The sequence below is a fragment of the Roseovarius sp. A-2 genome (assembly GCF_002072155.1).
Taxonomy (GTDB): Bacteria; Pseudomonadota; Alphaproteobacteria; order Rhodobacterales; family Rhodobacteraceae; genus Roseovarius.
In genome coordinates this window covers 36,808-50,855 of the sequence record NZ_BDIY01000001.1, presented here as the reverse complement: position 1 = coordinate 50,855, position 14,048 = coordinate 36,808, and the positions used below count along the sequence as shown (strand labels likewise).

Sequence of the window (14,048 nt, the reverse complement as noted above, 5' to 3'; positions counted from 1 at the left end):
ATACTCGAAATACTACGGCTCAGCCCGCGAGCCCGTCGATTTTGCGCGCAAGCTTGACGTCGAGCGAACTCAATCCGTCCACGTCATGGGTGGTCAGGGTGATCTCCACCTTGTTGTAGACGTTGAACCATTCCGGGTGGTGATTCCATTTCTCGGCCCAGATCGCGGCGCGGGTCATGAAGCCGAACGCCTCGGTGAAATCGCCAAACTTGAAGGTCTTGTGGATCGCATCGCGCCCCTCGACCATGCTCCAGCCGTTTTCCAGCAGCGGCTCTAGCGTCGTCTTGCGCGCGGTATCACTCAGCTTGTCGCTCATTCTTGATCCTCCATCGTGGTTTTTCGGAACGGGCCATAGCTGGTGAGAACCTCGATATCCTCATCCACGGCGGCGCGTTCGGCCTCCAGGTAATGCGCGACCGCCTCAGCAAAACCCGGATCGCGCAGCCAGTGCAGCGACTGCGTGGCCACCGGCAGATAGCCGCGCGCCAGCTTGTGCTCGCCCTGCGCGCCAGCCTCTACCCTTTGCAATCCGCGATCAATCGCGAAATCCATGGCCCTGTAATAGCAGAGTTCGAAATGCAGGCAGGGGTGATCCTCGACGCAGCCCCAGTAGCGGCCATATAATGCCGACGCGCCGATCAGGTTCATCGCGCCCGCCACCGGCTGCCCGTTGCGCAGGGCCAGCACCAGAAGGATATCGTCGCGCAGCGTCTCATGCGCGCGCTCGAAAAAGCGGCGGGTGAGGTAGGGCGTGCCCCATTTGCGCGCGCCGGTGTCCTGATAGAAAGTCCAGACCGCGTCCCAATGCTCTGCCCGGATCTGATCGCCGGTCAACGCCACGATCTCGCCGCCGAAACCTTGCGCGCGAGCACGCTCCTTGCGGATCGTCTTGCGCTTGCGCGATGACAGATCGGCGAGAAAGGCGTCGAAATCCTCGTAGCCGCGATTGACCCAGTGATACTGCTGCGTGCGCCGGGGCATCAGGCCAAGTGCCGCACCTGCCTCGGCCTCCGCCTCGGTGCAGAAGGTGACATGCAACGAGGAAATCCCGTTGCGCTCGGCCACCTGCGTGGCCCCCTCCACCAGCGCCGCGCGTCCCGCCGCCTCGAACCCCGGCCGGGTCAGAAATCGCCGCCCCGTCACCGGGGTGAACGGCACCGCCATCTGGAATTTCGGGTAATAGCGCCCACCCGCACGCTCATAGGCATGGGCCCAGTTGTGATCAAAGATATATTCGCCCTGGCTGTGGGATTTGAGGTAGAGCGGCGCGCATGCGATCACCTGCCCGCTCGCCTCGGCGGTCATATAATGCGGATGCCAGCCGCTGCCGGTGCCGACCGAGCGGCTGTCCTCCAGCGCCTTGAGAAAACGGTGCGTGGTGAACGGATCCTCGGCACGGCCATGTGCGGCCTCGGGGCAGGCGCAGGCATCCCAGACCGCCGCCGGGATATCGGCGATCCGCTCATGCAGGCTGATCGTGATCTCGCTGTCGCTCATGCTCTTGGCCCCGTGCCGTGCCCGGCTCTATCCGGGCCTCGCCCGGCGCGGCTCAAGCCGGGATGTCGGGCAGATAGCCCTCGAATGTGATGTTATCGGCCATCACGCGGGCGCGCGCCTCCACCTCGGCGCCGCGCACCGTCCAGCACAAGATCGCGGCCCCCTCGCCGCGCAACTCGGACAAGCGCAGGGCGTCCAGATCGTGCACATCATGGCTGACGAAGACCGACCCGCTCGTACCATAGTCCGCCACCGCGCGCAGGTGCTCGCGGGTCTCGGCGCGCAGCAGCGGCCAATCCTTGCGCGTGTAGCCGCAGGTCACGATACCGCGCGGGATATCCGGGGCGAGCGCCGCCATTCGCAGCACCATATGCGGGTTGAAGGACATCACCGCCACCGGCCCGTCATAGCCTGAGAGCGCATGCGCCGTGGCCGCCTCCAGCGTGCCGCAGGTCTCGCCCATCTGGCCGTGCTGATCCTTCAACTCGATCAAGAGCGGCACGCGGCCCGCCCCGAGGCCGAGGATTTCGGGCAGGTCGGGAATGCCTTCCGCCCCACCCTTGAGCGGTATGGCCGCCAGATCGGCGGCGTCGCGCTGGCGCACCGGACCGCTCTCGCCGGTCAGACGGCCAAGGTCGTAGTCGTGAAACACCATCGCCTGCCCGTCGCGGCTGAGTTGCAGGTCGATCTCGATCCCATAGCCCGCCGCGATCGCGGCAGCGACCCCGGCGCGCGAATTCTCGGGGCGGCCATCCGCGACATCATGCAGCCCGCGATGCGCCAGCGGCACGCGGCGAAAACCCTCCGGCAATCCGCTCATTTGATCTGGAACACCCCGTCGATCTCGACCGCCACGCCAAAGGGCAATGACGGGGCCGAGACGGCGGCGCGCGCGTGCTTGCCCGCATCGCCCAACGCCTCGCCGATGAAATCCGAGGCACCATTGATCACCGCCGGCTGCTGGGTGAAATCCGCGGTGGAATTGACGAATCCGGTCAGTTTCACGACCCGCACCAGCCGGTCGAGATCGCCGCCACAGGCCGCCTTGACCTGCGCCAGCAGTGCAATCGCGCAGACCTTGGCCGCCGCGGCCCCCGCCTCGACATCCATGTCATGCCCGAGCTTGCCGGTCAGCAGCGTATCGCCGTCCTTGGCGATCTGGCCCGAGACATAAAGCATGTCACCCGCCTGCACGTAAGGCACGTAATTGGCAGCCGGGGCCGGGGCCTCGGGCAGGGTCACGCCCATCTCGGCAAGTTTTTTCTCGAACTGGCTCATGTCACTTTCTCCCGTGAGGTGTTTGCGGCGACGCTAGCCGCAGACGCCGAGAAAGAAAATCCGAAAACCGCAGGCTTTATTCACGGAACGCCTTGGCGAGGTAATCGGTGAACGGTTTGACAAGATAGGCGATCGGGGTGCGGTCCTCGGTGCGGATGAAGGTCTCGACTGGCATGCCGGGCACCAGCGTCACGCCCTTGGGCAGGCGTTCCTTCTCTCCGTCGTTGAGCACAACCTCGGCGCGGTAATAGGTGGCACGGGTCTGCTCGTCCTCGAAGGCATCGGCGGAAATGCGGGTGACATGCCCGAACAGCTCGGGCGTGGTGCGCTGATCGAGCGCAGAAAAGCGCAACGTCACCTCCTGCCCGATATGGAGCTTGTCGACATGGATCGTGTCGATCTCGGCATTGATGACGAGCGGCCGGTCCTGCGGAATCACATACATCAGCGGATCGGCGGGCCGGATGACAGAGCGCAGGGCGAACACCCGCAGATCATAAACGATTCCCGTCGCCGGAGCGACGATATCGAGCCGGTTCAGACGCTCCAGCAGCGCCCGGCGCTGTTCGCGCAGTTCCAGCTCGCGGAATTGCAGATCGCGCAGGGTGGTGACCGCTTCTTCGCGCTGATCGGTGCGCAGGGTGATGATTTCAAGGTCGATTTCGGTGATCCGTCCCTCGGATTGCGCCTTCTGCGCCGTAAGCTCGCCCATGGTGCCGGTCAGCCGGGCCTCCTCGCGTTGCAGACCGAGCACGCGGGTCGCCTGCGCCAGACCGCGATCCAGGAGGGATTGCTGATCGGTCAGTTCCTCTGCGATCAGTTCAAGCTGCCGGGTCAGCGCGGTCTGCTGGGCGGTGATTCCCTGGATCTGATCAGTCATCTGGTCGCGGCGCTTGCTCAATTGCTCGACGCGCGCGGCCATGGTTTCGGCCCGCGCGGTCATCAGGGTCTGCTGGCCCTGCATCAGATCGCGTGCATCCGGGTTGACGCGGGCCATCTCCTTTAGAAGCGGGTCGAATTTCAGATCGTCGCGACCGTCCCGCTCCGCCTCGAGACGCGCGCGGCGCGCCATCAGTTCGGCCAACTGATTCTCGATGATCGAAAGCTCCGAGCGCAGCTCGGTCGGGTCGAGCCGTACCAGCACCCCGCCCTCTTCGACGGTCTCGCCTTCAGCCACTTCGATCTTCGCCACGACGCCGCCATCGGGATGCTGGACGACCTGACGGTTCTGATCCACCTCAATGCGCCCGCTGGCGATCACCGCGCCCGAAATCTGGGTCATGCCGGCCCATGTTCCGAACCCGCCCAGCAGGGTGATAAGACCGACCAGACCAACGAGCATCGGGCCCCGCACAGACCAGCTTCCACCTTTACCGGCATTGCTCACTGGACACCTCCCACCACTTTCGGAGCGACCACATCCTTGTGATTCTCAAGAACTTCGCGCAGCACCTTGTCCCTCGGGCCGAAGGCGCGCACGTTGCCCTGTTCGAGCATCAGGATCAAATCGCATTCCTTGATGATGGACGGGCGATGCGCAACAACCACGACCACCTTTTCCGCGGCCTTAAAGCCGCGGATGGCGTGGTTGACGGCTTCGCTGCCGGTATTGTCCAGATTCGAATTCGGCTCGTCCAGCACCAGGATCACAGGGTCACCATACATTGCCCGAGCGAGACCGATGCGCTGCATTTCGCCCCCCGAGAGGCGCCCGCCACTGGCGGTCACGCGGGTGTCGTAGCCATCGGGGAATTTCAGAATCATCTCATGGGCGTCTGCCTGTTTGGCGGCCTTCACGATCATCTGCGCATCGGGTGACGGCGACAGCCGCGCGATATTTTCGGCGATGGTGCCATCGAAAAGCTGCACGCGCTGCGGCAAATAGCCGATATGTTGGCCCAGAACCGACGGCTCGTACTGATCGAGCGCGGCTCCGTCTAGCCGGATCTTGCCCCCTGCCGGTCGCCACACCCCCGTGAGCGCTCGGGCAAGGGTCGATTTCCCGGCCCCCGAGGGACCGATGATGCCCACCGCCTGCCCGGGATCAACCCGGAAGGTGACGGATTTGAGCGCGGCCTGGCTCTCGCCCGGCGGCACCACGGTGAGGTGCTGCGCCTCGAGCCGCGCGCGCGGTGCGGGCAATGGGGTGCGCGGAGCCTCGGGCGGGACATCGCCCAGCAGTTCGGCAAGGCTATCCCAACCCTGCTTGGCGCGCTGCACGAGGGGCCATTGACCGATCGCCTGCTCGATCGGGGCGAGCGCGCGCCCCAGCAGGATCGAGCCCGCGATCATCGCGCCCGGGGTCAATTCACCCTTCAAGACCAACAAGGCCCCCACACCCAGCATCGCAGATTGCAGCAAAAGCCGGAACGCCTTGGTTCCACTGGTAAAGCTGCCTCCGAGATCGGCGGCACGCAGTTGTTCCTCCAGCGCCACCTCGCGGGCCTGCTGCCAGCGGTTGAAGGCCGCGTCGCGCATGCCCATGGCCTGCACCATTTCCGCCTCGGACCGCAGCCGGTCCGAAATCGCCTCGGACTGGACACCGGCCGCACCGGCACGGCGCGCGGGACGCCGGGTCACCGCCTGATTGATCACCGTCACGATGATCAGCAGGCCGCCGCCCACCAGAGCAAGTATCCCCAGCCAGGGGTGAAACACCCAGATCGCCGCCACGAAGAACGGTGCCCAGGGCATGTCGAACAGCGCCAGCAGCACCGGCGAGGTCAGCAGCCGCTGCACCGATTCGAGATCGCGCAGCCCGGTGGCCGTGCGCTCGTCGGGCCGCACGGCGGATTTGCGGATCACCGCGTCGAAGACCCGCCGGTCCAGACGCGCCTGAAAACGCGCGCCCACGCGCCCCATGACACGACCGCGCGCATAGTCGAGCAGCGCCATCATCGTGTAAAGAAAGAGGACCAGAACCGACAACGCGATCAGCGTCTCGATCGACCGGCTGCTCAGCACCCGGTCATAAACCTGGAGCATGTAGATCGGGCCGGTCAGCATTAGAAGATTCGCGAAAAAGCTGAAGATGCCCACGAACCAGTACAGTCCCCGGCTCTCGCGGCGCGCCGCGCGCAGCTCCTCGTAACCCGCCTCTATTCTTGAATTATTCAATCGCATTCCCAATCGCCATGTTGTACATTGCGTCTTTGTTGGCAAGTATACCGGTGAATAGCATGCCCTGTCGCCATTCTGCCACATAATTGTGAACCCACTTCTCGCGATGCTGGGTTTCAGGGACTAATAAGTTATGCAAGTTTACGACAACGGTTTGACTGTGGAATTTAGCTTGATGCCTACCAGACAAATAAACGGGCGACGTGTCGCCCAAGCCTTGGCCCTTGCCGCGATCATGACGCTAGCGTCCTGTGCTCAGTCGTCGCAGGATGCGCAAGTGAAGCGCGATGTGTACGACCCGTACGAGCAGGAAAATCGTCGAATGCACGATTTCAACCGGAATCTCGACCGCTCGCTCGTGCGCCCGGTGGCCATAGGCTACGACACCGTGATTCCGGACGATATCGAAACCGGCATCGTGCGGTTCGCGGTCAATACCTCGCTGCCGAGCGATATCGTGAATAACATTCTGCAACTCAACATGCGCGGTGCGATAACGGACAGCGCGCGATTCGTCGTCAACACCACCGTCGGCCTCGGTGGTTTCTTCGACCCGGCGAGCGAAATGGGCATGCCGGCGGGCACCAATACCGATTTCGGCCAGACGCTGCATGTCTGGGGGGCCAAGGAAGGCCCCTATATCGAACTGCCGTTGCTTGGCCCGTCCACACAGCGCGACACCTACGGCATTTTTGTCGATGTATTCAGCAATCCGCTCACTTATGTGGTGCCTAGCCCCGAGAATCTTGCACTGACCGGGTCAGGCGTGGCCGCTGGTCTGTCGCGGCGCAGCAGGTTCTCCGACACGATTGACGCGATTCTCTATGAAAGCGCCGACAGCTACGCGCAATCCCGCTCAATCTACCTGCAAAACCGGCGGTTCGAACTGGGCGGCACCGAGGGGGGGGTGTATGACGATCCATATGACCCATATGATGATGGTGCAACCCCTGCCCCCACGTTGGAGGACCCCTATGACCAATAACACTTCCCGCCGCCGTTTCCTCGCGACTGGCCTTGCCGGGGCAGGCACTCTCCTTGCGCCCCTGCCGCTGCATGCGCTGACCGAACAGCGTGCGCGGTCCCTCGTCGACCAGGTCGTCAACGATATCAACCGGGTGATTACCTCAGGCAAGCCGCTCTCAGGGATGATCAACGAGTTCGAGAGCATCTTCACCCGCTATGCCGACGTGAACATTATCGCAAGATCGACACTTGGGGCTGACGCCAGACGTGCCTCGGCGGCGCAAATGCGCGCCTATACCGAGGCGTTTCGCGGCTATGTCGCGCGCAAGTACGGCAAACGCTTCAACGAGTTCCGGGGCGGTCGGATCGAGGTCAACAGCATCAAGCAGGTCAAGTCCTGGCATGAAGTGAAATCCACCGCCTACCTGCCCGGCGAATCGCCCTTCGAGGTAAGCTTCTTGGTGTCGGACCGTTCGGGACAGGACAAGTTCTTCGACATGATCATCGAGGGGATCAGCCTGCGGCTCAGCGAACGCACCGAGATCGGGGCCATGCTCGACAGGCGCAACGGCGACATCGACGCGCTTATCCAGGATATCAAGCAGGCCGGGTGATCCGCTCGCCCCGTATGTCGAGGCCAAGCGGGGCTCAAAAGGCACGCTTTAAGAAAGATTATTGCGCAAAGCGGTGACTTCGAAATATGATCTGATGCGACGCACCGCTCTCGGATCACGTTCGAGGTCTAAAAATGAGTGCATCGCGTTTCGTCAAATCGGCAATGGCGGGGCTTGGCCTTTGCGTCCTTGCCGCGTCACCCGCACCGACGCAAGAGCACGCAGCCCCCGACCTGATGACCTTCGCGCAGGGTGTCCTGCCGCTCTCGGTCGAAATGCAGGGCACCGACATGCGGGGCGGCTCGAAATCCATGCCGAGGCGGGGCAGCAAACCGAGCTTGCGCTCGCCTCCGATCAGCCGGAGGTGCAATGGCTGCGGCTGCGGCTCTCGGACGGCATCAATATCGAACGGGACGAGACGTTCTTCGAGTTTTCCGAATTGATCGGCGAGGGCACGCAGCGGGACGCCGAGCTAGCAACCGATTTCGGCGGCATCTGGAAGGGCCGGGGCGTCAAGCTAGAACTAGCGCAGGAGGGCGCGGTCGTGTCGGGCTGCTATGACGCCAATGGGCGGCTCACCGGCACGGTCGAGGGTCGGGTGCTGCGCGCGCTCGGGCAGGATGCTGCGGGGATCAGGTCGCAATTCATCCTGATGACCGGGGCTGATGGCACCCTGCGCGGCCTGCGCTCCAGCAATGGCGCGCCTTTCAAGCCCTATGACGGAGCGACGGTGCAGGGACCTGGGGTCTGCCCCGCACCAGAACCGCCACGTCTTGGCTGCGGGTCGATCATCCATGGCATCGGCTTCGACTCAGACGTGATCCGTGCCTCTTCGCAGCCGCTGATTGTCCGGCTCCATAGCGCGCTCTCGGCGGCTGGGGCGGCGCGGATCGAGATCATCGGTCATACGTCGGCCGAAGGGGCCGCAGAGTATAATCGAGACCTGTCGCGGCGACGGGCGCAATCGGTGGTCGCGGCGCTGGTGGCGCTCGGGCTCGATTCGGTCGCACTCTCTGCCTCGGGGCACGGCGAGGACGAACCGATTGCCAGCAATCGCGACGCGGCCGGGCGCGCGCTCAATCGTCGGGTCGAGGTGCAGTGCCGGGACTGATCCACCCCGGCGTAAGCAAGATCAATTGCCGAAAATACTGCGCAACACATTCTCGATCGGATTGCCACCTGCAACCGGTGCGCGGCGTTGCGGGGTGGGGGCCGGTTCGCGGCGCGGGGCGGGGCGCAGCATCGGCAGCGGTTTGGGCGGCACGCCCTTATGCACCCGCAGCATCGTCTCGTGCCAGATCTCGGCGGGCAGGCCGCCGCCCGTCACACCGGTCAGCGGCGTGTTGTCATCATAGCCCATCCAGACACCGGCCACGTAATCGGCGGTAAAGCCCAGGAACCATGCATCGCGCGCCGCCTGCGTGGTGCCGGTCTTGCCCGCCGCCTCGCGGTCCGGCAGTTTCGCGCGGCCGCCGGTGCCGCCTTCCACGACACGGCTCATCATATAAATCAACTCGCGCGCGGCGCTCTCCTGAATCACCCGCTCGCCGATGCCGCCGCCTGCGCCCATCAGGGGCTCATTCTCGCCCAGCAATTTCAACTCGGTCAGACCAAAGGGCGCCACCGACGATCCACCGTTGAGAATACCGGCATAGGCCCCGGTCATCTCCAGCAGGGTGCTCTCGGACGCGCCCAGCGCCAGCGCAGGGCCGGCGGCCAAATCGCTCTCGATGCCGAAATCGCTGGCCACCTTGCGCACAAGGTCGCGGCCAACGCTCTCGGAAACCTTGACCGCAGGCACGTTTATCGACTGCGCCAGAGCCTGCGTGAGCGTCACGCGCCCCTTGTAATCGCGCGTGTAATTCTCCGGGCACCAGCGGCCCGACCCCGGAATGTTCAGGCAATAGGGCTCGTCCACCACAACCGAATCTTGGCTGTACCCCATCTCAAGCGCGGTCCCGTAGACAAAGGGCTTGAACGCCGAACCGGTCTGACGCTTGGCCTGCGTGGCACGGTTGAACGCCCCGATCACGCGGCTCTTGCGCCCGCCCACCATCGCCCGCACCGCGCCATCGGCGCTCATCACCACGATGGCCGCCTGCGCCTTGGACCCATCGCGCACCTTCTCGTCGAAAACAAAATCGAGCGCCTCCTCGGCGGCGCGTTGCAGGCGCTGATCAAGCGTGGTGCGGATGATCACGTCCTCGGTGGTGTCGCGGGTAAAGAATTCCGGCCCCGAAGCCATGACCCAATCGGCGAAATAGCCACCCGCCTGCCGCTGCGCGGCCTCGGACAGTTCCGCCGGACTGGCAAGCGCCACGGCGGCGTCATGGTCGCTCAGATAGCCCTGCCGCCGCATCAACCCGACCACGACCGAGGCCCGGTTCTGCGAGCGTTCGAGATTGGCAGTCGGGGCGAGCGTCGAGGGTGCGGTCAGAAGCCCCGCGATCATCGCCCCCTCGGCGGCGTTCAGCTGCGCCGCCGATTTGCCGAAATAGCGCTGCGCTGCGGCTTCGGCCCCGTAGGCCCCGGCCCCGAGATACGCGCGGTTGAGATAGACGGTCAGAATCTCGTTCTTGGTATACTTAACCTCCATCGCCATGGCGTAGACCGCTTCCTTGATCTTGCGCCAAAGCGAAGTGCGGCGGCAATCGGCGACATACTCCGCCTCGCTTTCCCATTGGCTCTCATCGTATTCGACACCGAAACACAGCAGTTTCGCGGTCTGCTGCGTGATGGTCGAGCCGCCATTGCCCGAGAGCGGTCCGCGCCCCTCGCGCAGATTGATGCGGATGGCACTGGAGATGCCGATGGGATCGACACCGGGATGCATGTAGAAGCGACGATCCTCGGTGGCGATCACCGCGTTCTTGAGATGCGGGCTGACCGTCTCTGCGGTGACCACCCCACCGAACTGATCGCCGCGCCAGGCGAACACCTGCCCCTCTCGATCCAGCAGCGTGACCGAACCGCGTGCGCGCCCGTCCATGAGATCCCGGTATTCGGGTAGTGTCGTGTAGGTATAGGCCACCGCCAGCCCCACGATGATCACCACCACCGCTGTCACTCGCCAGCCGATGGCCCAGAGCACACGCCAGACAAAGCCGAGGATCGCGCGCACCAGCCGCACCAGCGGATTGCGCGAGCGCGCCCGACGCTGCGGCTTGCGCTTGGCGGTGGCCCGTCGCGCGGGTTTCGGCTTGGTTGCCTTGCGGGTCCTCTTTGGGGCCACCAATGGCGGTTTGCGCCGTCCTGAATTGCTCATGCTCGCCCTGCCCGGCCATCGTTTGTTTGGCGCAGTTTACCCTGTGCATCACCAAATGTAGAGACCCGGCGCGCGGATCGGTACGTTTTCGATTTGCACTTTAATTGTGCATATAAATTTTCAAGTTCATTTTTTAGGCAAAAATACGTGACAGACTGTGCCACCCCCCCGCTTCTCCCTTCCAGACTCTGCGCCAAGCGCCTTTTCTGCACCTGCAAACAGCGCGCTGAATGAGAGAAAACCGAAAGGGACCAACGTGAAACTCATCATTGCAACGATCAAGCCATTCAAGCTGGAGGAGGTCCGCGAGGCGCTGACCGATATCGGCGTGCGCGGCATGATGGTCACCGAGATTAAGGGCTTCGGCTCACAATCGGGCCATACCGAAATCTATCGCGGGGCGGAATACGCCGTGAACTTCGTGCCCAAAATCAAGCTCGAAATCGCCGTCTCGGCGGCGATGGCCGATCAGGTGGTGGAGGCCATCACCAAGGCCGCCCGCACCGGCAAGATCGGCGACGGCAAGATCTTCGTGCTCGACATCCAACAGGCCATGCGCGTGCGCACCGGCGAAACCAACGACGACGCGCTTTGAGACGCAAGGGGGAAAGACCAATGGATATGAAAATCTTTACCAAAAGGGGCCTCGTCGCAGCCGCGATGATCGCCCTGCCATCACTGGCCATGGCGCAGGACGCCGCGGCCCCTGGGTTCGACGAAATCGGCCCCTATATCATGACGACATTGCTGTTCTGCATGGCAGGGTTTCTGGTGTTCTTCATGGCCTGCGGCTTTGCCATGCTGGAAGGTGGACTGGTACGCTCCAAGAACGTCACCATGCAGATGACCAAGAATATCGCGCTCTATTCGATTGCCGCGATCATGTACTGGTTCATGGGCTTCAACCTGATGTACCCGGGTGACTTCAACGGCTATGTCGGCAGCTTCTTTGTGCCGACGGTGCTGGATCCGGTTGGGATCGCCGCCGCCGATGCCGCACTCGACTATGCCTCGATCGGCTCGGACTTCTTCTTCCAGCTGGTGTTTGTCGCCGCCACCGCCTCGATCGTGTCGGGTGCACTGGCAGAGCGGATCAAGCTGTGGCCCTTCCTGGCTTTCGTGGTCCTGCTGACCGGCGTCATGTATCCGATCTCGGGCTCTTGGCAGTGGGGCGGCGGCTGGCTGTCTGAGGCAGGTTTCTCGGACTTCGCAGGCTCGACCGTCGTGCACTCGGTAGGTGGCTGGGCCGCGCTGGCCGGTGCCATCGTGCTGGGCCCGCGCATCGGCAAGTATAGCAAGGACGGCAAGGTCATCCCGATCCCGGGCTCGAACCTGGCGCTTGCCACACTCGGCACGTTCATCCTGTGGCTGGGCTGGTTCGGCTTCAACGGCGGTTCGCAGTTGGCCATGGGCACCGTGGGTGACGTCTCGGACGTGAGCCGCATCTTCGCCAACACCAACATGGCCGCCGCGGCCGGTGCTGTAACGGCGCTGATCCTGACGCAGGTGATGTATAAGAAACCCGACCTGACCATGGTGCTCAACGGTGCGCTGGCCGGCCTTGTGTCGATCACCGCCGAGCCGCTGGCACCGACGCTCTTCGGGGCGCTCTGGATCGGGGCCGTCGGTGGCGTGATCGTGGTCCTCGCCGTGCCCATGTTGGACAAGCTCAAGATCGACGACGTGGTCGGTGCAATTCCGGTCCACCTCTTCGCGGGCATCTGGGGCACCATCGCCGTGATCTTCTATAATGGCGACGCGAGCCTCGGCACGCAGCTTGTGGGGATCGCCGCCTACGGTGTCTTTACCTTCGTCGCCAGCCTCGTGGTGTGGTCGATCCTCAAGGCCGTGATCGGCATCCGGGTCGGCGAAGAGGAAGAGATCAACGGGCTCGACATGTCCGAAATGGGTATGGAAGCCTACCCCGAATTCTCCAAGAGCTGACGCTCCTCCTTCCCGTCAGTTTGAAGAGATCAACCCCGGGCGTTCGCGCCCGGGGTTTTTTCATGGGTTGACCACCTGCGGCGCACCGGTGGCCATGTTGGTGCCGATATAGCGCCGTTTGGCCGCCTTCCACGCGCCGAAACCGCCCTCCATATGCGCGATCCGACCGATCCCGGCGGCGATCGCGGCGCGGGCCATCTTCTCGGATCGCACGCCCGAGCCGCAATGGAACACGAGGCGCTTGTCGCTCTGGCCCGGCAGTTTCTCAGGCTTGAAGAACGGCATCGGCAAGAGCAGCGCACCCTCGATATGTTCGAACATGTATTCCTGCGGCGTGCGCACGTCGATCAGAACGATTTCGTTGGCGTCCCATGCGCGGCCCACCTCGTCTATCGTCCATGTCTCCAACGTGGTGCCGTCGATCTCTTCGGTTTTCATCTTGGTCTCCTTGGCTCAGAATCGATTGGCTGGGATCTTGAAATAGCGCTGCCCGTCGCTTTCGGGTTCGGGCAGGCGGCCACCGCGCAGGTTGACCTGCAGGGCGTAGAGGATGCGATCGGGCAGGCCGAGCGTCGCGTCGCGGTCATCGCGCACCCGCATGAACGCGTCGCGGCTGGCCCCCCCGCCGACATGCGGATTGTCGCGCTTGTGTGCGGCCACCGTCGCCTCCCATGCCGGATCCTGCCGGTCGCCCACTGGCGGGTAGTCATGGCCGACGAAAAGCCGCGTCTCGTCGGGCAGCGCCAGGATCGCCTGCAAACTGTCATAGAGCACGCTGGAGGAGCCGCCGGGGAAATCCGCCCGCGAGGTGCCGACATCGACATGCATGAACGTGTCATGCACGAAAGCTGCATCACTGCCCACCACATAGGTGATCGAGCCGAGCGTATGCCCGGGCGAGAGCATCACGCGCACCTCCATTTCGCCGATCCTGAACTGCGCGCCGTCGTCGAACAGCCGGTCGAAATCGCGGTCGGGGTCAAAGGCACCGGGCATGTGGTAGAGGTCTTCCCAAATGCGCGCGATGTCGCGCACCTTGGCCCCTATCGCGTTCGGCGCGCCGAGTTTGTCACGCAGCCAGGCCGAGGCCATCAGGTGATCCGCATGCGGATGCGTGTCGAGAATCCATTCAACGTCCAGCCCTTCGCGGGTGACGAAATCGAGAATTTCCTGCGCACTGTCGTGATAGGACCGGGCCTCGGCGGGATCGAAATCCTGCACAACGTCGATCAGGGCGGCCTTGTTCGTGGCCGGGTCTGCGACGACATATTGAATGCTGCCCGAAGCCTGATCGTAAAACCCGGTGACGGCGGGGGATCCGGGGCCTCGGGATGGGCTGGTGTGACTGAACATGATCAACTCCT

Annotated in this window: 14 protein-coding genes; 5 read left to right on the top strand and 9 right to left on the bottom strand. The window is 63.6% G+C overall.

Annotation, left to right across the window (positions count from 1 at the left end):
- Positions 1–19 precede the first annotated feature (19 nt).
- The 6 genes from BHD06_RS00260 to BHD06_RS00235 form a co-directional block, all read right to left on the bottom strand.
- Positions 20–316 (bottom strand): 4a-hydroxytetrahydrobiopterin dehydratase, encoded by a 297-nt coding sequence (locus BHD06_RS00260; RefSeq protein WP_080454987.1) that lies wholly within the window; start codon positions 314–316, stop codon positions 20–22.
- Complete coding sequence (locus BHD06_RS00255) at positions 313–1,497, bottom strand: GNAT family N-acetyltransferase (protein WP_080454986.1); 1,185 nt, start codon at positions 1,495–1,497, stop codon at positions 313–315. The genes BHD06_RS00260 and BHD06_RS00255 overlap by 4 nt, the downstream gene beginning before the upstream one ends.
- Before the next feature lie 52 nt (positions 1,498–1,549).
- Positions 1,550–2,317 (bottom strand): glycerophosphodiester phosphodiesterase family protein, encoded by a 768-nt coding sequence (locus tag BHD06_RS00250; RefSeq protein WP_080454985.1) that lies wholly within the window; start codon positions 2,315–2,317, stop codon positions 1,550–1,552.
- A complete protein-coding gene (locus BHD06_RS00245; protein WP_080454984.1) occupies positions 2,314–2,775 on the bottom strand; it encodes a RidA family protein in 462 nt (153 codons plus the stop codon). Before BHD06_RS00245 ends, BHD06_RS00250 begins: the two co-directional genes overlap by 4 nt.
- 76 nt (positions 2,776–2,851) lie before the next feature.
- Positions 2,852–4,117 (bottom strand): HlyD family type I secretion periplasmic adaptor subunit, encoded by a 1,266-nt coding sequence (locus tag BHD06_RS00240; protein ID WP_080454983.1) that lies wholly within the window; start codon positions 4,115–4,117, stop codon positions 2,852–2,854.
- 41 nt (positions 4,118–4,158) lie between these two features.
- Positions 4,159–5,898: a type I secretion system permease/ATPase gene (locus BHD06_RS00235; protein WP_080454982.1), complete on the bottom strand. Its 1,740-nt coding sequence runs from the start codon at positions 5,896–5,898 to the stop codon at positions 4,159–4,161.
- 130 nt (positions 5,899–6,028) lie between these two features.
- Here BHD06_RS00235 and BHD06_RS00230 point away from each other — a divergent pair, with 130 nt between their 5' ends.
- The 3 genes from BHD06_RS00230 to BHD06_RS00220 all read left to right on the top strand — a co-directional run bounded on the left by BHD06_RS00230 (position 6,029) and on the right by BHD06_RS00220 (position 8,586).
- Positions 6,029–6,880, top strand: a complete 852-nt coding sequence (locus tag BHD06_RS00230) for a VacJ family lipoprotein (RefSeq protein ID WP_254892258.1) — start codon at positions 6,029–6,031, stop codon at positions 6,878–6,880.
- On the top strand, positions 6,870–7,475 hold the full coding sequence (locus BHD06_RS00225) for a phospholipid-binding protein MlaC (protein WP_080454981.1): 606 nt from the start codon (positions 6,870–6,872) through the stop codon (positions 7,473–7,475). Before BHD06_RS00230 ends, BHD06_RS00225 begins: the two co-directional genes overlap by 11 nt.
- 364 nt (positions 7,476–7,839) lie before the next feature.
- A complete protein-coding gene (locus BHD06_RS00220; protein ID WP_217805636.1) occupies positions 7,840–8,586 on the top strand; it encodes an OmpA family protein in 747 nt (248 codons plus the stop codon).
- Between the two features lie 21 nt (positions 8,587–8,607).
- On the opposite strand, the gene BHD06_RS00215 is transcribed toward BHD06_RS00220, so the two are convergent.
- The gene (locus BHD06_RS00215; RefSeq protein WP_080454979.1) at positions 8,608–10,740 is read right to left on the bottom strand and encodes a transglycosylase domain-containing protein; all 2,133 of its coding nucleotides are present in this window, start codon (positions 10,738–10,740) and stop codon (positions 8,608–8,610) included.
- Between the two features lie 256 nt (positions 10,741–10,996).
- On the opposite strand from BHD06_RS00215, the gene BHD06_RS00210 reads away from it, so the two are divergent.
- Together BHD06_RS00210 and BHD06_RS00205 are read left to right on the top strand one after the other, a co-directional pair.
- Positions 10,997–11,335 carry a P-II family nitrogen regulator gene (locus BHD06_RS00210; RefSeq protein WP_074785879.1) on the top strand — a complete coding sequence of 113 codons (339 nt, stop codon included), beginning with the start codon at positions 10,997–10,999 and terminating at the stop codon, positions 11,333–11,335.
- A 20-nt stretch (positions 11,336–11,355) separates the two neighbouring features.
- On the top strand, positions 11,356–12,684 hold the full coding sequence (locus tag BHD06_RS00205) for an ammonium transporter (protein ID WP_376764829.1): 1,329 nt from the start codon (positions 11,356–11,358) through the stop codon (positions 12,682–12,684).
- Positions 12,685–12,744: 60 nt separating this feature from the next.
- Here the strand turns inward: BHD06_RS00205 and BHD06_RS00200 are convergent, their stop codons facing one another.
- Together BHD06_RS00200 and BHD06_RS00195 are read right to left on the bottom strand one after the other, a co-directional pair.
- Positions 12,745–13,122, bottom strand: a complete 378-nt coding sequence (locus BHD06_RS00200; RefSeq protein ID WP_080454978.1) for a rhodanese-like domain-containing protein — start codon at positions 13,120–13,122, stop codon at positions 12,745–12,747.
- Between the two features lie 15 nt (positions 13,123–13,137).
- Positions 13,138–14,037 carry an MBL fold metallo-hydrolase gene (locus tag BHD06_RS00195; RefSeq protein ID WP_176214239.1) on the bottom strand — a complete coding sequence of 300 codons (900 nt, stop codon included), beginning with the start codon at positions 14,035–14,037 and terminating at the stop codon, positions 13,138–13,140.
- Between the last annotated feature and the right edge of the window lie 11 nt (positions 14,038–14,048).